This is a genomic window from Aromatoleum sp. (assembly GCF_036675785.1).
Taxonomy (GTDB): Bacteria; Pseudomonadota; Gammaproteobacteria; order Burkholderiales; family Rhodocyclaceae; genus Aromatoleum.
Window position 1 is genome coordinate 1 of the sequence record NZ_JAKFEF010000041.1, and the last position, 19,251, is coordinate 19,251.

General features: G+C 68.3%; 19 protein-coding genes. 2 read left to right on the forward strand and 17 right to left on the reverse strand.

Going from position 1 to position 19,251, the window contains the following annotated elements:
- Nucleotides 1-27: 27 nt before the first annotated feature.
- From V6M37_RS09910 to V6M37_RS09980, 15 genes are all read right to left on the reverse strand, one after another.
- On the reverse strand, nt 28-480 hold the full coding sequence (locus V6M37_RS09910) for a c(7)-type cytochrome triheme domain-containing protein (protein ID WP_332672789.1): 453 nt from the start codon (nt 478-480) through the stop codon (nt 28-30).
- 391 nt (nt 481-871) lie between these two features.
- Entirely contained in the window at nt 872-1,456 is a 585-nt protein-coding gene (locus V6M37_RS09915) for a tetratricopeptide repeat protein (RefSeq protein ID WP_332672791.1), read from the reverse strand.
- The gene (locus V6M37_RS09920) at nt 1,408-2,703 is read right to left on the reverse strand and encodes a hypothetical protein (protein WP_332672793.1); all 1,296 of its coding nucleotides are present in this window, start codon (nt 2,701-2,703) and stop codon (nt 1,408-1,410) included. The genes V6M37_RS09915 and V6M37_RS09920 overlap by 49 nt, the downstream gene beginning before the upstream one ends.
- Nucleotides 2,704-2,717: 14 nt before the next feature.
- Entirely contained in the window at nt 2,718-3,530 is an 813-nt protein-coding gene (locus tag V6M37_RS09925) for a cytochrome c biogenesis protein (protein WP_332672796.1), read from the reverse strand.
- A gap of 2 nt (nt 3,531-3,532) precedes the next feature.
- On the reverse strand, nt 3,533-4,564 hold the full coding sequence (locus V6M37_RS09930; protein ID WP_332672798.1) for a cytochrome c biogenesis protein ResB: 1,032 nt from the start codon (nt 4,562-4,564) through the stop codon (nt 3,533-3,535).
- A gap of 30 nt (nt 4,565-4,594) precedes the next feature.
- Entirely contained in the window at nt 4,595-5,689 is a 1,095-nt protein-coding gene (locus tag V6M37_RS09935) for a 6-bladed beta-propeller (RefSeq protein WP_332672799.1), read from the reverse strand.
- Nucleotides 5,686-6,666 carry a hypothetical protein gene (locus tag V6M37_RS09940; protein ID WP_332672800.1) on the reverse strand — a complete coding sequence of 327 codons (981 nt, stop codon included), beginning with the start codon at nt 6,664-6,666 and terminating at the stop codon, nt 5,686-5,688. The genes V6M37_RS09935 and V6M37_RS09940 overlap by 4 nt, the downstream gene beginning before the upstream one ends.
- On the reverse strand, nt 6,638-7,051 hold the full coding sequence (locus V6M37_RS09945; RefSeq protein ID WP_332672801.1) for a c(7)-type cytochrome triheme domain-containing protein: 414 nt from the start codon (nt 7,049-7,051) through the stop codon (nt 6,638-6,640). The genes V6M37_RS09940 and V6M37_RS09945 overlap by 29 nt, the downstream gene beginning before the upstream one ends.
- Entirely contained in the window at nt 7,048-7,686 is a 639-nt protein-coding gene (locus V6M37_RS09950; RefSeq protein WP_332672802.1) for a c(7)-type cytochrome triheme domain-containing protein, read from the reverse strand. Before V6M37_RS09950 ends, V6M37_RS09945 begins: the two co-directional genes overlap by 4 nt.
- A gap of 116 nt (nt 7,687-7,802) precedes the next feature.
- A complete protein-coding gene (locus V6M37_RS09955; RefSeq protein WP_332672804.1) occupies nt 7,803-10,163 on the reverse strand; it encodes a hypothetical protein in 2,361 nt (786 codons plus the stop codon).
- A 98-nt stretch (nt 10,164-10,261) separates the two neighbouring features.
- Complete coding sequence (locus tag V6M37_RS09960) at nt 10,262-11,305, reverse strand: peptidylprolyl isomerase (RefSeq protein WP_332672806.1); 1,044 nt, start codon at nt 11,303-11,305, stop codon at nt 10,262-10,264.
- A 152-nt stretch (nt 11,306-11,457) separates the two neighbouring features.
- Complete coding sequence (locus V6M37_RS09965) at nt 11,458-12,300, reverse strand: cytochrome c3 family protein (protein ID WP_332672808.1); 843 nt, start codon at nt 12,298-12,300, stop codon at nt 11,458-11,460.
- Between the two features lie 297 nt (nt 12,301-12,597).
- Nucleotides 12,598-13,767, reverse strand: coding sequence for a 6-bladed beta-propeller (locus V6M37_RS09970; protein WP_332672810.1), 1,170 nt, complete (start codon nt 13,765-13,767; stop codon nt 12,598-12,600).
- 73 nt (nt 13,768-13,840) lie between these two features.
- On the reverse strand, nt 13,841-14,581 hold the full coding sequence (locus V6M37_RS09975) for a cytochrome c3 family protein (RefSeq protein ID WP_332672812.1): 741 nt from the start codon (nt 14,579-14,581) through the stop codon (nt 13,841-13,843).
- Nucleotides 14,582-14,713: 132 nt separating this feature from the next.
- Entirely contained in the window at nt 14,714-15,016 is a 303-nt protein-coding gene (locus V6M37_RS09980; RefSeq protein ID WP_332672814.1) for a c-type cytochrome, read from the reverse strand.
- Between the two features lie 150 nt (nt 15,017-15,166).
- Between V6M37_RS09980 and V6M37_RS09985 the strand changes: the two genes are divergently transcribed.
- Both V6M37_RS09985 and V6M37_RS09990 read left to right on the forward strand, forming a co-directional pair.
- Nucleotides 15,167-16,057, forward strand: a complete 891-nt coding sequence (locus tag V6M37_RS09985) for a c-type cytochrome (RefSeq protein WP_332672816.1) — start codon at nt 15,167-15,169, stop codon at nt 16,055-16,057.
- Nucleotides 16,054-17,058, forward strand: a complete 1,005-nt coding sequence (locus V6M37_RS09990; RefSeq protein WP_332672818.1) for a c-type cytochrome — start codon at nt 16,054-16,056, stop codon at nt 17,056-17,058. The genes V6M37_RS09985 and V6M37_RS09990 overlap by 4 nt, the downstream gene beginning before the upstream one ends.
- A gap of 30 nt (nt 17,059-17,088) precedes the next feature.
- Here V6M37_RS09990 and V6M37_RS09995 read toward each other — a convergent pair whose 3' ends face one another.
- On the reverse strand, nt 17,089-18,498 hold the full coding sequence (locus V6M37_RS09995) for a BatD family protein (RefSeq protein ID WP_332672820.1): 1,410 nt from the start codon (nt 18,496-18,498) through the stop codon (nt 17,089-17,091).
- Nucleotides 18,489-19,251 (reverse strand): tetratricopeptide repeat protein (locus V6M37_RS10000; RefSeq protein ID WP_332672822.1); only part of this gene is annotated, 763 nt, incomplete at its 5' end. The genes V6M37_RS10000 and V6M37_RS09995, both read right to left, overlap by 10 nt.

A 19,251-nucleotide genomic window follows, 5' to 3' on the forward strand; every position in this document is an offset into this window, starting at 1 on the left:
GGAGCAGGGTCGGGATACGGCGAATCATCACTTGCTACCTCCTTGCCCGGCGGTGGCAACGGCCTTCTGTCCCGCGGGAATAGCGAGTTTCTGGATGGTGCTCTCATGCACCTGCGTCGGCGTCCCGGGCTTCGCGGAATGGCACAGGTCGCAGTTCTCGACCGACCACGCGACTTCGCCGTTGTGACACGCCCCGCAAAACTGGCCGTCGATGATCTTCAGCATGCTGATCTCGTTGCCGCCGGCCTTGAACTGGAAGCCGAGGTCGGCGTGGCAGACCTTGCAGCGGAAGCGGACGCGGTGGAACCAGTGCGGAAAGATCACCGGGCGCATGCCCGCGGCGTCGGAATAATTGTTGATCACCACGTCGCCATACTCGGCGTACGTGTCGGTAGGAGCCATCAGCGCGATGGTCGCCACCGCGAATAGCAGGGCGGCAAGCCCACGACGGATCCTTGCTGCCCACGGGAAAAGCTTCATAGTTCAACCCTCATTAAAACGTGACCGTTCCAGCCGGCCGAAGGAACGGGGCCTCGGCCGACGACAAGACGTCTCCAGCAATCAAGCCAAGGCCGGCATATCAGGAATATGATTTTGGCATGAATGATTCGGCGCCCCGGTCCGCTGCACGATGGGTTTACTCAGTTCATCGCAACGCGACGCGGTGTGCCGGATACCGGGCCAAAGCAAGAAGCGCACCGATCTCCGGTTCGACGTTGGGTCGATCGCGGGGCGGCCGGCGGGCGCCGGATCGCTGCCCTCACCGCGCGACGTGCGGCCTCCGCCTTGTCACGCGGCCTGGCGGAAGTGTCAGTCGCAGGAAAGCGTTCTCAGGTGTGGGAAGCGCACCGCCGGGGGCGGGTCAACGGCCTCATCGTGCCGCCCCGCCGTACTGCGCGGGAGCGGCGCCCTCGCGCCATTCCCACAGCGCGGCGTCGGCGCGCGCGCGGAATGGATCGTCGGCCGGTGCGCGGTGCACGTACGACTGCATCGCACCGATCGCCCCGGGCAGATTGCCGAGTTCGTTCAGCGCGACGGCGAGGCCGTAATACGCGTTGAGCTGATCGCGGCGCAGAGCGATCGCCGACTCGAAGAAGCCCCGCGCCTGTGCCCACTGACCGAGGCCGAGCAGGGCGAACCCCATGTTCACGTGCGCTTCGGGAAATTCGGGGGCGGCCGCAAGGACTTCGTGGAACGCGATCACCGCGTATTCGTGCTGGCGCATGTGCAGCATCATCACCCCCTGGTCGAAGCGGGCGCGAAGCGCGCGGTCATCGAGTCCTCCGGCCGGGCGCGAGATGTCGAATATCTCGTTGAACCGCGCGTCGGGCAGGTCCAGCCGGGACAAGGCTTGCGGACCCCACGCGATCACGACGCCGAGCGCGAGCGTCGCGGCGGCGGTGAGCGTCAGCGCTCGGCGGCGTACGTCGCGGCGGACGGGGTGTTTGTCGGACACGGGGCTTGCAGCGGATGGGGCGGGCATGGGCGGAGAATCCGGGAAACGACGACGGTGACGAAAAAACCGATGGCGCCGACCGTGGCGACGCCGCCGACGCCGGTCAGCGCGGCGGCGAGGGTCGGCGCAAGATCCGGGCCGGCGGCGAGGAACGCGGTCTTTCGCGGCGCGCCGAGGGCGCCGCTCCACGCGAGCCCGGCGATCAGCGTCGCGTTCGCTGCGGCGTAAAAAGCGAGCGGTGCCGGGTTCGGGCGCGAGAAGTCCGTGCGTTTGCCGGCCGGTGGGACGCGAGCGAGCGCGACGGCCATCAGCGCGAGCGTGAAGGCGCCGATCGTGCCGTGGTAATGCGCGGGAACCATCGTCGTCTGGGCGTCGATCGCGACGCCGGCGGCGAGTCCGATCACGAGCAGCGCGAGCGACGCGACGACGCCGGCCGTGCGCCACGCGCCGTGCCGGCACAGTAGGAGCCCAAGCAATAGCGGCGCGGGCCAGTTGGCGACGCGCATCAGGTGCGTGTGGAAGGCGTGAAGCTCGGCGGGCGGCGCGCCGGACAGCAGCAGCAACGGACCGAGGATCGACGGCAGCGCCGCGGCCGCGAATAGCGGCACGGCGACGGAGGCCGCAAGTCCGCTGCCGCCGCCGCGCTCCACGAGCCGCAGCCAGATCGCCATCAGCAGCGTGACATAGCCGAACTGCAGCACGTGCCCGGTGCCCCACAGCGCGTCGCCGAGAGGGGCACCGTTGACGAGGTCGAGCAGCAGGTACATGGCGCCCATCACGAACGGCAGGCGTGCGAGCGCGAAGCCCCATTCGACCGCGTCGCGAGGCTGGCGTACCGAAAGCAGCGCGGTCGCGAGGCCGCCCGCGGCGAAGCAGGCCAGCGATGCGAGAAAGGCCGGACTCTGCAGGTAGGGGACGTAATTCGCGAGCATTGGCGCGCCCGCCGACGCGAAACCGGTTGCGACGACGCCGAGCATGCCGGCGCAGGCGAGCGCGAACGCGATCTCCGCCGCCGTCGTCCGCCAGCCCGCGACGCGCTCGGTCCACAGCGCTCCGGCCATCGACAGGTACCAGATCAGCGTCGCGAGATTGACGTGCACGACCAGCGCGCGCGGAAAGACGTCGCTGCCGACGAGGGCGGTGAGGACCGGCGTGCGCGCGAGCGCGAGCGCGAGCGCGGCGATGGCCGAAAGGCCCAGCGATGCGGTCGCGAGCACGAGCCACCGCTGCGAGACCGGCGCGGGCATCGATGCGGAGGCCGTCACACCGCCCCCTGGTGCGGCGTCATCGAGACGAAGGGCACGCCGAAGAAGGTCAGGAACGCGATCACGAACACCGCGAGAATCATCGTCGCATGGGCCGCCGGCGACACCCGGAACGCGACGCGCGCGTGCAGCGTGAAGGCGACCGTCAGCCACGTGACGAAGGCCCAGGTTTCGAGCGGATCCCAGTCCCAGTAGCGGCCCCACGCGTCCTGCGCCCAGATCGCGCCGGCGATCAGCATCAGCGAGTGGAAGACGAGGCCGATCGCCATGCAGCGGAACGCGAGTTCGTCGAGCTGGCGGTCGCCCGGCAACTGGGTCAAGCGACGCAGACCGATGCCGGCGCGTCGCAGCAGGATCACGCACGAGACGCCGACGGCGACGAGCACCGCGCCGAGAAACACCTTGCCGAGACCGATATGGATGTACAGCCACGGCGTGTTGTATGTCGGCGGATAGTGTCCTTCGCCGGGATGCGCGACCATCAGCCAGCCGAGCATCACGAACATCAGCGGCAGGACGATCGCAGCGGACGCGCGGATGCGCGGGATACGCCAGTACGCGAGCGTGTAGGCGAGCATCAGGCTCAGGACGTTCGACGACAGGATCTCGAACATCGTGATGAACGGCCCGTGGCCGAGCCGCTCCCAGCGCAAGCCGATCGACGACGCGTGCAGGGCGAGCCCCGCGACGCTCAGGGCGAGCACGGTCCGCTCCGGCCGTTTGCCGAGGATCACGCCGATGACCGCGGTCACGCCGGCCAGCACGTACGCGACGACAGCCGCCCACAGAATCTGCAACTCGTTTTCCATGCTCATCGGTTCCACGGGCTCGCCGCGAATTTCTGCCAGAAGTGGGTGCCCAGACTGACGACCGCGACCGCCCCTGCGGCGAGCAGCCAAGGCAGCGTCCAGTCGTAGAATACGCGGTACCCCATCCAGCCGCGCAGGCCGTCGAACGTCAGCGTCCCGTCGGGCAACCGCAGCGCGTCGCCCGGGCGCATCTCGTGGCGCTCGTCGCCGACGCGCACGACGAGTTTGTAGGCTTGCGGCAGGCGGAACGCGGAATGCGCGTGCGGGTCGATCACGACTTCGTCGATGTCGAGCATCACCCAGACGGCGACGCGGCTGCCCGGCGGTGTCCATTCGGCTGCCTGGCTGAACTCGTTCAGCGGATACGACGGCAGCTGGACCGAGCCATGCACCGTCGTCGCGCCGTCCCGCTGCCATCCGAAGGTCGGCGCGAAGCCCTTGTTGAACGTCGTGTAGAAGCGATAGCCGGCGAGGACCAGCGGCTCCTGGTCGCCGATCACCGACTGTTGCCAGCGCCCGTCGCCGTCCCGCCAGAGCACCGTGTTGCGCGTCGCGCCGCGCTGCCAGCCCGGGGCGTAGCCGACGCTGAAGCCGTCGTTCGTGAAGCGGACCGCGTCGAGGTTGCCCACGTGCCACGGGCCGCGCTCGTCGATCGCGAGTTCGCCGTCGAAGCCCGCGCCGTTGGTGATGCCGACGTGGCCCTTTAGGTAGGTGAGGCGTCCGGCGGCAACCAGCAATACCAGCGCGACGAGGCTGAGATGGAACACGAGCAGCGCCGTCTGGCGGCGAAAGACCCCGTTGGTCGCGACCGCCGCGAGCAGATTCGCCGCGAGGAGCGCGAGCGGGACGACGATCGGCCACGTCCGCGCTTCCTCGAAGCGCTGCGCGATCAGGATGCCGACTGCGAGCAGCGCGAGCAGCCCGAGCGTCAGGCGAAGCGATGCGAGCCGCCGCAGCAGGCCGCGCTCGCTTCGATCCGCCGCCATCCGCGCCCCCGCGCCCTCGCCTGCCGGCGCGACCTCGTCGTGGTTCACGTCCGCCTCCACCCCGTCCGGTCCGGCTGCTTATTCTCCGTCGGCCTTCGCGCCGCCGAGATACTTGAACACCGTGATGCGGCCGTTGAAGGTGTCCGCGACGAAGACGCGGTCGAACGGGTCCACCCACACGCCCGAAGGCAGATAGAACTTGCCGGTCGACTGGCCGACGCCGCCGATCGGCATCAGGAACTCGCCCGCCTCGTTGAAGATCAGAAGGTTGTCGTAATACGACTCGACAATGTAGACGTTGCGGTCGCTGTCGACGCCGACCCCTTTCGGCCGCACGAGATTGCCGTAATACAGCCCGCGCTGGCCGACGACCTGCGGCTCACCTTCCGGCAGGGGGAAGACCTGCACGCGGCTGTTCATCGTGTCGGTCACGTACAGCTTGCCGCCGGCGATCGCGAGATGCGTCGGGAAATTGAACTCGCCCGGCGCCTCGCCCCGCTCGCCGAGCGTGCGCAGCAACCGGCCGTCCTCGGCGAGCACCTTGATGTCATGCGCGTGAGTGTCGGAGACGTAGAGCTCGCCGGTCGCGGGGTCGCGTGCGAGGCCGGTCGGGCGTTGCAGCATGCCGTAGCCGATCGGCGCGAGCGGAACTCCGTCGCGGTCGAGACGGGCGATCACGCCGAGCTCGGCGTCGGCGACCCAGACGCCGCCGTCGGCTGCGACCGCGATGCCGATCGGCGCGACGAACCGCCGCAGACCCTGCGCGTACTCCCAAACCTTCAGTTCGCCCGCCGGCTCGTCGAAGACCAGCACCGCGGCGCGGCTGACGTCGGTGACGAAGATCCGGCCCGCGCCGTCGCCGACCACCGCCTGCGGCCGCTGCAGCACGTTCGGGGATTCGTCCTCGAACAGACCGACGACCCACGCGAGGAATCCGACGACGCCGCTCTTTCCTTCCTCGCGGACGAAATTCTCCTCGCCGGTCAGCTGCCCTGCGAACTGGTAGCGCGGCGGCTCGGGTTCGGGCGGCCACATGATGCGCTTGCCCTCGGGCGCGTCGCCGAGTCCGTAATGCAGCCGCGCCGGGGTGCTGTTCGTCGCGCAGCCGGCCAGGCCGGCCGTGAGCGCGACGACGAGGCAGGCGGCGCGAAGCGGGGCGCGCCGGCGCGTCACGGCGTTCTCGCCGGAGGCGGGAGGATGGCGAAGACGCCGATCCGGCCTCCCGGCCCGTCGGCGACGTACGCGCGCGGGTGGTCGATCGCAATCGCCGTGACGTCCGTCAGGCCGAGGCGCGAAGCGGGAATCGCGAACACGAGCACGTCGCCGTCGAACACTTTCAGGCGCTGGTCTCCGCGGTCGACGATCCACACGCGGTCATACCCGTCGAGCGCGATGCCCTGCGGATTGACGATCTCCCCTTCGCCGAAACGTGCCATGACGATGCCGTCGCGGTCGAACTCGATGACGCAGCGGCAGCGCGGATCGATCCCCACGACGCGCTGCGGACTGGCGGCGAGCAGCGTCGCGCCGGACTCCTCGGTCGCGAAACCGTCGCGGCTGCCGGCGATCGGCTGACTCATCCGTCCCGACGGGTGGAACGCGAACACGCCGCCGGCGGCGTCGGCGATCCAGATCTGGTTGAGCGTCGGCTCAATGACCAGGTCCGACGGCTGCAGGATCTCGAATGTCGATGAAAAGCTCGCGAGCCGCCGGCCTTCGCGGCTCAGCCGGTCGACCTCGCCGAGGTCGGGCCGCAGGATATAGACGCTGCCGTCCGGTCCGCTCTTCACGCGCACGCCCGGAAGCGCCGGCAAGGGCGCGAGCTGCGCGACCGACTGGGTGATTGTGTCGACGCGCAGCAGTCGCGCGAGCCCGCTGTCGGCGACGTACAGGTCGGGGCCGGTCGCGGACAGCGACGAGGGATAGACGAGCTTGACGTACTGGCCGGACGGCGGCTGCCCGGGTGCCCGGACGGCCGGGACGCTGAAACCGCCGCTGATCACGCCTTGGGGGGCGAGCAGGTCGGTTGCGACGTCCCCGGCGGGCGGCGCCGAGCGGGCGAGCAGGGCGGTCGCAGCGAGCAGGGCCGCCGCGATCGAGCGGGCGGCGGCGCCCGCGAACTTACCAGCGACCGGGGCCGAGGGTTTCATGTCCGCCGAAGATCCCGGGAGGCAGGCCCGCCTTGCCCGAATGGCAAAGGTCGCAGTTTTCGACCGACCAGGCGATCTGGCCGTCGTGACACATGCCGCAGAAGCGGCCTTCGATGATGTCATTCATTTTCACCTCGTTGGACCCCGCGCGCATCTTGAAGCCGAGTTCGAAATGGCAAACCTTGCAGCGGAAGCGGATGCGGTGGAACCAGTGCGGGAACACGACCGGGCGCATCCCTTCCTTTTCCGCGAAACGGTTGAGCACGACGTCGCCATACTCGGCCTCGGCCGCGCCCGGCACGAACGCGACGACCAGCGCGATGCACAGCAGTGCCTGCCGCAGGCCTCCCGCCAGTGCGCCGCGCAGCCGGCGTGAGCGCGTCATTTCGCCGGCTCCGCTTTTCGCTCCGGCGCCACCATTGCCGTTGGCAGCTTGGGCGGAAGCGCCGTGCCCGTCTTTGCGGCTTCCTGTTCGAGGTCGGCGAGCGCGTCTTCCCGCTTCGTATTGTGGCAACGTCCGCATTCGGTCAGCGGAAAGGCGACGGCGCCGTGGCAGACGCCGCACTGCTCGCCCTGCAGGATCAGGAACATGCTGATCTTCGTCGCGCCCGCTTCCTTCCTGAACAGGTGGTCGTGGCAGTTGCTGCAGTCGAGCCAGCGCGTATGGATGCCGTGCGGGAAGCGGACGACCGGCATGCCGCCGCGCAGGTTCAGGAACATGTCGCGCTCATAGGTCTGCACTTTCGTTTCCGCCCGCAGGCTGCTGCGCGGGTTGATCTGCCCTTGTTCGAGCGCTTTCACCCAGCGCACCTGGTTGCCCGCGGTGTCGGGGGCGAGCTGCGACAGCGCTTCGCCGGGAGGCTGCAGCAGCTTGACCGCGGGGCTCGCCGGATCGCGCAGACCGTCCTTTGCGATCGGTTGCCAGAGCTGCTGGGCGGCGACGGGCAGCGCGATCAGACAGACCAGGACCGGGAGTTGCCGTGACAGGAAGGCTAACGCCACGGACATCGTCTTGCGCATCGAAAAGCTGACTCCAGGTTCGGATTGCCGCGCGTCGCGACGGCCTCGTTCGGCACTCGGTTTGCACCGAAGTTGCCGAGCTTACCCCAGGCGCCCCGTTGGGCGGAACCGGTCGCTCAGTACGCACCGAAATGGCGGTTCACGCGGAAGAACAGCAGCTCGCTGCGCCGGCCTTCGATCTCGGCGACGCGCAGCTGAAGTTCCGTGTCCAATCGGCCGATGCTGTAGCGCAGGCGTTGATCGAGATCGAGCGTCGCCCGGTCGGGCTCGCGCTCGGCGTCGGGGTCGCCGCGGCGACGCGCGTTGTCGCGTGCGGTATTGGCGCGGAAGTCGGCGCTGTAGCGCATGCCGCGAAGCCCGAACGCGCGGTTGTGGCTGTAGCCGATGTTGCCCGAGATGCTGCTGTTGCGTGACTGATCGGTCGTATCGATGAAAACCGGATTGCCGAACTCGTCGATCAGGAGAAACTCGTTCAGCGTCGAGGATTCCTGGCGCGACAGCTGCCAGGTGAGGTTGGAATTGAGTTCGGCATACGCGTCGATCCGCCAGCGTCCGCTCAGCTGAATGTTCAGCATCTGGAACGTGCTCGGGCTGTCACCGGTGACTCGGCTGTCGGACACGCTGGTGCTGAGGAACCCCGACAGCCGGTCGCCGGCGTTGGCCTGAAGGCTGAGACTCGCGCCATGGCTCAGGGTATTGGAACTGACGGCGCCGAGGCCGGCGCTGCGGCTGCTGCCGATGGACTGGTTCAGGCTGCCGTTGAGGAAACTGTACGCGCTCGGCTGCCAGCTGCGGCTCAGTGAGTGACCGACCGACGCGTTCGCGGCGCGGACCGCTTCTCCTTCCGAAGACGTCGAGTTGGACAGCGACGTGCTGCCGAACCAGTTGTAGACGTTGTTGCGGCCGAAAGTGACCGGGTCGGCGCTGTAATTCAGGCCGAAGTTCTGACTGGAGCTCAGCTCTCCGTTGCTGGACGAATTCGCGCCGACGCTGCCGAAGAGGTTGAGGTTGCGGCTCGCGACGTAACTCAGGCTCGCCGCGCCGCCGAAGTTCCGGCTGTCGTACGCGGTGTCGCCGCTTTGACTATCGGTCTGGAAGTAACGGGCGTTCACGGTCCCGCGCCACGGCGAGTCGGCCGGCGTCCAGGACAGGTAGCTGAACACCTGCGCGCTCTGCGTGTTTCCGTCGAACTGAAAATCCGATTCGCCGAGTTCGAACTCCTGACGGGTGAACGTCGCACTGGTATCGACCGTCATCGCGTCGCTCAGGCGGACGCCGTGAGAGCCGAGGACGAAGAGATCGTCGGTCGTCTGTTCGCGGCTCTCGTTGCGCGAGAACGAGCCGTTGGTCGTGACGCTGTGCTCGCCGAGCGTCCCGCTGAAGGAGGCGCCGACCCGGTCGACGGTGTCGACGCCGAAGTCGCCGGTGAGCTCACTGCGATCGTACTGGCCCGACGCGCGCCATGTTCCGACGATCGGACGATAATCCTGTTGCAACGCGAGCCGTCGGCGTTCGGTGTTGCTGCTCGCCAGCGAACCGTCGCTGCGGCTGTCCGACAGCGCGAGCGATGCCTGGAACGGAAAGCGGCTTTGCGGAAAAACGTTGAGCGTGCCCGAGCCGTTGATCGATGTGCCGGTGAGATTGCTGTTCGCTGCGTCGTCGCTCTGGCTGCGCACCATCGTCAGGCCGAAGTCCCCTGAAACGAGCGCGATGTACGGCTGCATGATGAACGAGCTGGCACGTAGCCGAGCCTCGTAGACCTGCTCGCTCGAAGCGTCGCTTTCGTCAGCGCTGCGGCGGCGGAATCCGGCGCCGAGCGAACCACCCCACCGGACCGGCGCGATGCCCCAGTTTCGTTTGGGGGGGCTCGGTGTCCCGAAGCCGCTGCCGCCCAGGGTTCCCGGTTGAGGGCGGGTCGTTGGCAACGGCGGGTCGAGTTCGTCGGCGGGCAGGAATTCGCCGTCCCCTTCGACGGCCGCCGCAATCGCGCCGTCGCCCGATGCCGGCGCAGCGGGCGCGGGCGAGCCATCGCGCGCGCTGTTCGACCCGGTTGTTGCGGGTGAAGCCGGCGATGAAGGGCCGGTTTGCCGCCCGTCCCGCGAGTTGTCGGCGCGCGAGCCCGGTCGGGGCGTCGGGGCCGCGGGGTCTCCGCGGCGGCCGGCGGGTTGCGGCGGGAGACGGCGAGCGGGAGCGTCGGCAGGCTCGCCCGGTGAGGCAGGACGCGCCGGGGGCAGGCTGGCCTGCAGCGATGTCGCGAGCCGCAGCGGCGTGCTGACAGTCTCCGGGGTCGTCGAATCGTGCGCGACGTCCGTATCGCGCGCGAGGCCGCCGGCGCTCGCAACCGGCGCGGAAGTCACGCTTTCGAGCGCCAACGCGAGGCGCAAACGCGGCGGTGGGGCCGAATCGTCGGCGGGAGCAGCGTAGGCGGGCCAGGCCGCCCCGATCAGCACGCCGCTGACGAGTGGAACAAGGGCCATCCAGCCGGGAGAACCCGGGGTGTGCGGGCCTGTCCATGGGGCGGACATCGTTTCACTCGAACGGCGGATCGTGCGACGCGGCATCCAGGCCCGCAGGCTTACTTCGCGGGCTGGTTCGGCCTGCCCAGCGCAGCGTAGCGCTGCGTGTTGAGTTCGATCCTGGCGTTCTTGCGCAGGCGCGCGACGAACTTCGTCCAGGCTTCCTCGGACTGGTCGCGGATCAGCAGGTCCATCGCGCGCGCGCGAACCGTCGCGAAGTCGTGATGCTTCGCTGCCTGGTGCGCTTCGTAGCGGAACAGCGCATAGCCCTGAAGAATGCGCGTCGGCTCGGAAAGGCCGCCCGGCTTCATGTCGTCGATCTTTTCCTGGATACCTTCGGGCAGCATGCCGCGGTGGAGGTAGCCGAGGTCGCCGCCTTTCGCCGCCGAGTCGTCGGCCGAATGCTTGCGTGCGAGCTCGCCGAAGTCCGCTCCGCCTTCGACGAGCTGCATGCGCAGCGCGCCCGCTTCGGTTGCGGCCGCCTGCCACGCCGATGTTGGCGATGACGGGTCGACTTTCAGCACGATCACCGACACCCGCATCTTTTCCGGTTCGGTGAATTTCTCGGAATTCGCCTTGTAATACGCGCGGACCTTGTCTTCCGCGGGCGTCGGGACCATGCGGACTTTCGTTTCCAGCGCGGCGAGCATGTCGTCCTGCTCGAGGCGTTCGCGCAGTTTCGGCAGAATGCTTTCGCGTTCCTGCTGCCAGCGCGGGCTGGAACCATAGCGCCGCTCGTAGTCGGCGATTTTGGCATCCACGGCCTTCGCGTCGGGCTTGAGCCCCTGGCGCTTGGTCTCGTCGACGAGCAGCACGCGTTCGATCATCGTGTTCGCGACGTCGCGGACGAGCTGGTCGATCGCGCCTTCGGGGGGGGTGCCGTGATAGAACTTCTTCCGCGCCGCTTCGTTTGCCGCGGTGTCGAATTCCGACGAACTGATCACGGTGTCGTTGACGACCGCGGCGAAGGGCGGGGAGGTTACTTGGCTCGCGGGTGCGGGCGTCGGCGCCGGCGCGGCCGGCTTCGCATCCTGGGCGTAGGCAGCGCAGGCGAGCATCGCCGCCGGCAGGAGCGTCAATAATCTGAGGGCTGGGGTTTTCATGAGGCGACTTGTTCCTGTCGAGGACTTTTCAGGATCCGGGCACGCGAGGAACGAGGCCGGTGAAAAAAGGGCCGGGCTAGTCCTCCTTGCCCGACCCTTTTCAGGACGCGGCGACCCGGTGCCCGATACGGCTCCGGACCGCCCCGCGGTGCTTACTTCGTGTGGCAGGCGAGGCAGATGTCGCTGTTTTGCGTCGTGACTCGCATGAAGTTGACGTTGTCGCTGTTCTTGGACTCGACGTGCGGATCGTGGCAGGACGCGCACTCGACCGAGGGGCCGGCGCCGCCGGCGAAGGCGCGGGTGTAGAGGATGATGTCTTCCTTGTCGCGGACGTTGGCGGTCAGGCCGCGGTCGATCCAGAACACCTGCTGGTCGTTGACCTTCTTGGTCTTGATGTCCGACGCCCCTTTGAAATCGAGATCCTTGCAGGTTCCGGAGACCGTCGCATCCGCACCGGTGATGCCGCCGCCGCAGTACTCGATGCCGATCGGGTGATCGTTCTTCAGGTCGGAGTCGAGATTCGCGATGCCGGTGAGTTTGCCCGCCGTCTGACCGCTGCCGGTCCAGGTGTAAGCCTGGCTCACGCCGGTCGTGCCGTCGCCGGCGCCCGCGCCGCTACCGGGAGCGTTGAACATGTTGTCCATCGCCTGCGAGCCGTCGTGGCATGACAGACAGGCGAGCGACACCGAGCCCACCGTGAGAATCTCGCCGTCGATCGTCGACGAATTCATCGTCTTATATGTGGTGTACGTGGTGGTCGGGAGCGCCTTGTTCCACAACGGCGCCGGGGCGGCGGTGTTCGCGCCGTGCGGCGTGTGGCAGAACACGCAGATCTGGTCGGTGTTGGACGTCTTGTTCGCGACGTCGCCGTTCACCGTGCCAAGGGCATTGGTCGACGACAGGTTGTGCTTCGTGTTCTCGATGCCGGCGGCGGCACTGCCGCTTATCAGCGCCAGTGCCGCCAGCGCGAGCGTTTTTCCCGCTATTTTTTTCATTGGTAACCCCCGATGGATGGTCAGTTGGTTTCTAACCGGTGGCCACCCGATGTCGCCAGACGGCCGCGGTTTCGCTTTCACGTGCAGAACAGGTCCTGCGATGCATGTCTAGCAGGTTCCGGTCCACCCCGATCCCGTGGTTGTTCCCGAAAGCGGCGTGTGTTGTAACTGACTGAAATTTAAATAAAACAGATCTGCGCTGTGATGTGCCGGAGGCGCACGAGGCGACGCGCCATCGCGCTTTCAGGAAATGGAAGCGGCATATTCCCGGATGTGGGAGGGCGTCCGGCCGATCCGCTATTTCGCAGTGGCGGCGACCGTTCGCGGCACGAGGAAACCCTGGTCGGCGGGAAGGTCGTAGGGGCGGAACACGTCGACCTTCGCGAACCACTGGTCGACGAAAAACACCCGGCCGTCCTCGTCGACGGCGATGCCCGACGGCAGGATGTAGCGTGCCGGCCCGCCCTGCTCGGAGCGCGAGCCGATGAACATCAGGAGTTCGCCGTCGGCGGTGAAGATCTGGAAGTTGCCGAACGCGGCGTCGGCGACATAGACGTTGCCTTCCGCGTCGGCGGCGATTTCCTTAGGACGGGCGAAGTTCCCGAGCTGGCGGCCGACGGCGCCGAAGCTCTCGCGATAGCTGCCGTCCGCGTTGAACACCTGCACGCGGAAGTTGCCGCCGTCGACGACGTAAAGTCGCCCGTCCTTGCCGATCGCCATGTCGCGCGGCAGGTTGAATTCGCCCGGGCCGTTGCCGCGCTTGCCAATGTCCATGACGTGGCGGCCGGTCGCGGTTTCGAACACGCGCACGCGGTGGTTTTCGGATTTCACGCCGCCGATGTCGACGACGTAGATCTGCCGCCCCGAGGGGTCGACGGTGACGCTCGAGATGCGGTCGAACAGTTCCTTGCCGCCGATCTTGCGCAGGAACTTGCCGTCACGGTCGTAGATGAAGATCGTCTTCTGTGTCGCATCGGCGACGTAGAGCCGGCCGGCACGGTCGACGTCGAGGCCGAGCGGCTTGATCAGCATGCCGGGCTCTTCCTCGCCGATCGTGAAGAACTTGCCGGCTGGAACATCGAAAACCTTGACGCTGCGCTCGGCGGTGTCCGAAACGAAAACACGGCCGTGGTGCGCGGCGACGGCATACGGCTTCGTCATGAAATGGCCGCCCCGCTGGGTCCCGGTCACCATGCGCCGGAAGGCGTCGTCCTTGTTGTCCGCTTCGACGTCGGTCGAGTTCGTGAGCGTCCGCTCGTAGATGAAGCGCGGTTCGTCGGGCGCCGCCGGGAACACCAGCGGTCCGGCCTGTCGGTCCGCGGCAGCCTGCTCGTCGGGAAGTTGGGCGCAACCGGCAAGCAGCGCGAGGCCGGCGCACAGCGCGAGCGCGCGTTTCGCGAGCCGCGCGGGCGGCAGGCAAGGGCGGCGGGAGGCGGGACGGGGAAGAGGGAGGATGGGCAGTTTCATGTCGGTCCGGGTCTTTGGCGTGACAGGGAGCCTGGAACGAACGGCTCCGGGCGGCGGTGGGGGCGCGAACGCGCTACTTCACATGGCAGGTCATGCAGAGGTCGCTTGCGGCGGTGTCGGTGCGCAGGAAATGGGGCCGCACGCTGTGCGGGTCGTGGCAGCTCGCGCATTCGATGAACGGCACTTCGGCCTGATCATCGGGATCGAGCCGCACGTAGAGCGGGACGTCGAGACGGCCGCGCTGGGCGGTGGCGCCGTTCTTCGAGACCCACCAGACCGGCCGGTTGTCGACGATGCCTCGCGTCGCTTCGCGGAAATCCGCGTTGAACGTGACCATACGGCCGGGGTTCGTGAGCCGGCCGTCCTTCGCCGCTTCCTCGCGGGCGCGCTGGCGCTGTTCCGGGGTCAGCGCGCCGCGATAGGGGACGGCGAAGGGGTGGTCCTGACTGCCGCCGGCGATCCCGAAAGCCTGGGTCGAGTCGTGGCACGACAGGCACGCGACCGATTGCGACCCCACGGCCTCGCGGCCTTCCTGCCCCATCTGACCGATGTCGTCGAACATGATGAACGGCTCGTCCGCCGGAACCGACGGCTGCCATTGGGGGGTCATCGCGTCGGCGTGGTCGCTGTCGGTCGGCGTGTGGCAAAAGACACAGATCTGCCGCGAGTCGGTGATCTCGATGTTCTCGCCGCGTGCGAGGTTGTGCAGCGTGCCGCGCATGTCGATCCGCTGGCCGTAGACGTTGCCGCCGCACAGCGCGAGGCTCGCGGCGAGCATCAGCGCACACAGAGGAAAACAGACGAAAAGGCGCATGGCGGAATGCGACGGGGCTGTTCTTATCGGCCGGCTCATGCGATGTTTCCAAAGCGGGGAATGATGTTCTCAACTTCGGGAGGGGCCGTGACGGAATTTTTTGCGACAGGGCGACTCCGCGGCTGCTTCGGTTCATCTCGATGCGGCGACGATGTACTCGACCGCCTCGCGGACTTGCATATCGGTCAGGCCCGCGTGGCCCCCTTTCGGCGGCATGCCGCCCTTTCCGCGCAGCGCCGATTCGAGCAGCGCGTCGAAGCCCCGCGGCAGACGCGCTGCCCAGGCGGTACGATCGCCGACGACCGGGGCTCCGGCGACTCCGGTAGCGTGGCAGGCCCGACAGACCTGGGTATAAACCGCCTTGCCGTCGGCCGCTGCGGCGTCATGCGCGAGCAGCGGGAACACGAAGCCGACGACAGCGATGAACCGATACATGTTTGCAAGCTTCGAAGACGTCGTCGGCACGGCATGGCCACGGGAAATATGAGGGTCTGCCACTTAAGCAACGCACATGCCAATTTCGCGATTCACGAGCCGGACCGGTTCTTGCATCGTTGACGCAGTTTTTCGACTTCGAGGTTTTTTGTGACTCACAACAAACAATTCAGGCGGGCCGTCCGCGCGGGTGTGGTCGGTCTCGGCCTCGCAGCGAGCTTCGCGGTGAACGCGGCGCCGATCAAGGCGGATGTGCTCTACCACGAGTACTGTTCGGTGTGCCATGGCGACCGTGGGGACGGCAACTCGAAGGCCATCATGAGTCTGAATCCGCCGCCGCGCGACCTGACCAAGGCCGCGTCGCTGCCCCGCGATTACCTGCTGCACGTCATCACGAACGGCAAGCCCGGCACCGCGATGGTCGGCTACAAGAGCCGACTGAACGCCGAGCAGCTCGGTGCGCTCGCCGACTACGTCCATGACGAGATCGTCAATCGCGGCGCGGCCATTTCCGCCGGCACGCTTTCGGGCATTTCGGGGACGTCGGGAACGACCGCAGGCAAGAGTTCGCAGCCGGCCGCGGGCGGCAAGGGGCACGGGTCGGGCGTGCAGGCGACATCCGACGCCGCGTCCCGCGCTCCGGTCCCGCCGATCGCCGCACCGCTTCCGGACCGCAAGTCCGTCGCGCCCGACGAGCGCGCCGACATGAAGCTCGGATTTCCGTCGGGGCTGAAGGGCGATGCCGAGAAGGGCCAGGCGTTCTACCTCGCGAACTGCGCCGAATGCCATGGCGCGAAAGGCGACGGGCAGGGCAAGCGGGCCTACTTCATCCGCCCGGTGCCGCGCAATTTCCTCGACGAGCGCTCGCGCCTGACGCTGAACCGGCCGGCGATCTACGCGGCGACGTTCTTCGGCCGCAACGGCACCGAGATGCCGGCGTGGGGCAAGGTCCTGACGGAGCAGGAAATCGCGAACGTGTCGGAGTTCGTGTTCCGCAGCTTCATCCGGTCCGACGAGAAGGCGGCGGCGAAGGCGAAATGACGTTCCGTGCCTGGGCAGGCGGGCTGGTGGCGGCGCTTGCCGTCCTGTCCGCCGCGCCGGCGTTCGCCGCGGGCGAGCGCACCGGAGACGCCCGGCACGAAGCCGGGCGGAAGATTTATAACTTCCGCTGCTATTTCTGCCACGGCTATTCGGGCGACGCGAAGACGCTGGCGACGACCTACCTCGCGCCGAAGCCGCGCGACTTCACGCGCGACGACGAGAAGTCGATCAGCCGCAAGCAGATGGTCGACGCCGTGCGTGACGGCAAGCCGGGCACGGCGATGAAGGGCTTCAAGGGAATCATTTCCGAGTCGGACATCGAACTCGTCGTCGATTTCGTGCGCCAGGAGTTCATCCGCAGCAAGGCCGAGAACACGCGTTATCACACCGCGGCGAACGGCTGGCCGAATCACGAGCGGAACAAGCTCGCGTTTCCGTTCGCGACCGGCAAGATTCCGCTCGACCGGCCGTGGGAGCAGTTGAATCCGGACGAGCAGCGCGGCAAGCGCCTTTTCCTGACAACGTGCATCTCGTGTCACGACCATGCCCGCACGGAGGACCCCGGGCCGGTGTGGGGCGGGCGGCCGCTGTCGTATCCGCGCAATCATTTCGACCCGGGCGACTACACGGCGCCGCCGCCGACGAAAGTCGATGCGATCGCGAGCGCCAGTCCGTATCAACTGCACGACGTCATCCCCAAGGTGCCCGGGTTGTCGCCCGCGGAGAAGCGCGGCGAGAAGCTCTATCAGGCGAACTGCGCGTTCTGCCACGCCGCGACCGGCACCGGCAAGAACTGGATCGGCAGCTTCATGGAGCCGCATCCGCGCGATCTCACCGCCCCGGCGTTCATGCGCGACATGACTCGCGGGCGGCTCGCGCACACGATCCGCGAGGGGTTGCCGAACACGTCGATGCCTGCGTGGAAGTCGGTGCTGAAGGCCGACGAGATCGACGCGATCGTCGCGTACGTCTCGCGCGTGTTCCACCCGGTCAAGCCCTGAGGGAGCTCCTCTCCGCGGTGGCCGCGGCGTTTATTCCGGATACAGCGGCGGCAAGCCGGCAGCGCGGGAGGGCGGCCTGAAGGGCGCTTTTGTCCTTAGCGCCGGGATGCACGCGAGCAGACTGCATCCGTCCCAGCGCTCGGCCGGCACGCCGTAAAGATGTCGGTCGAGCGTCAGGATCGCGTCGCGAGTGCCGGCGTCGGCGACGTGCGCGGCGAGTTCCCCGAGCGAGCGCGGCGGCGGCCCCCCGCACCGGGCGGCATGGACGAGCAGGGCGTCGCGCGCCGCGCGCGGATCGTTGCGACGGCAGGCGGCGCGCAACGCGCGCAGCGGTGCGCCCCGTTGCCAGTTGCGCCGCAGTCGTGTGACAGACCCGGCGAGCGCAGCGAAGACCGCCGCCAGCGCGGCGAATCGCGCCGCGGGCGGCAGATCGCTTCCTCTAACGCCTGCGGCCGGGAGAAGGCGACCGTCTTTGTCGGTGTCCGGGACTTCGGCGCCTCCGCGCGGCGCCGGCTGCACTTCCGCGGCGCCCCGCACGTCCGCCGCCGTTTCACCGGCGACCGAAAACGTGTGCGCCGGCAGCGTCGCGAGCCGCGGCTGTCCTGCCGCCGCGTCCCACCAGTGAACTCGCACTTCCGGCACGATGAGTTTTCCGGCACGCGACGGGACGATGCGCCAGCTTTGCTCGCGGACGCCAACGTTCCATTCGCCGTCGAACCGGTTTTCCAGTCGTGGCGATGCCGGATGAACGGAAAAGCCCTCGGCGCGCAAGTCGGATGGCGGCAGTTGCCCCGCGTCGAGCCCGTGCGCCTCGATCCGGATCGTCCGCTGCAGCGCCTCCCCGATCCGGAGCTCAGCGGTGGCCGGCGCCCATGTTTCGGCAAGCGATAGCGCGCGCGCCGGAAGCCACGCGCCGGGCGCCGCCTCGGGCGGAATCGGCAGCACCGAAAGCGCGACGCGCGGCGCGACGATCGCGAGCGCCGCGCGCGTTCCGGGCATCGCGCCGCGTACGGCAACCGTGCCGACGGCTCGTGCGTCGGGCAACGTGAATTCGCCGCTCGCAAACGGAACGACCGCGAACCGCCGCTCGGTGACGCGGTAGCGGCGTCCGTCCCGCGTCGTCTCATCCACCCGGTCCTCGCCGAGCGGCCGCAGTTCGCCGAGCGCCGGCGCAGGCACCTCGAGCCGCAGCTCGCGCACGTCGATCGCCTGATACAGCCGCAACCTGTAGACCGCCTGCGCCTGCACGTAGATTTCGGCGGGTTCGAAGGCCGCTTCGAGCCACAGATCGGCGTCGTGAGTCGCCGGGGCGGAGGAGCGCGCCGAGGTCGCTTGCACGGCCTGTGTCGCGGCCATCGCCGATGGCGCGCGGCCGGACACAAATGCGGCCAGCGTCGCGAACAGCACGGACGCCGCGATGCGCCGAAATCTCACCGCCATGGCCGCGGCGACTCCCCGGTTTCGCGCCGTTGATGTTCGAGTGCGAGCTTGCGTCGCAGCAGGCCGCCCGGCTCGTGCGGGACGCGCCGCAGCCACTGCTCGGCAAGCAGGTCGGCTTCGCGCTGCGGATCGCCCTGGCCGCGCGCGGGCCGGGGGTGGCCAGGGCCTTCGGCTTTCGGCGCTGTGTTTGTCCGGTCGGACGCCCCGTCCGGCGGCTGTCGATCGGCGTTCGCTTGCGCGCCCTCGGACGCGGGGGCGGAAGGGGTTGCGGAACTGCCGTTCGCGGGATCCGGCGGCGCGGAATGCGGCTGCGCGGAGCGGTCGGCGCTGTCGTCCCGGTCGGGGACCTGGCCCGGCGGGGGGGCCGCGTCGGCGCGCCGGGCGAGTCGTTCCCGCACGAGATCGCGGTTGTGCACGATGTCCGCGTCGTCGGGCCGCAGGCGCAGCGCCGCCCCGAAAGCCGCGAGCGCCTCGTCGAGGCGATCGAGCCGGGCGAGCGCGTTGCCGCGGTTGTATTGGGAATCCGCGTCGTCGAACGGCGCGAGGAGAGCCGCGGCTTCTTCGTAACGGCCGGCGCGGTAATTCGCCACCGCCCGCCAGCGGGGGTCGGCAAACCGCGCGGCGGCGCGCGACGGGTCGCCGGCCGCGAGCAGGCGCGCGCCCTGCCGATCACGGTTCAGCCACAGACCGGCGAAGTCCGCCGCATCGGCCGCCGGGGGCACGAGCAGCAGCGGGACGGCAAGCACGAGCAGC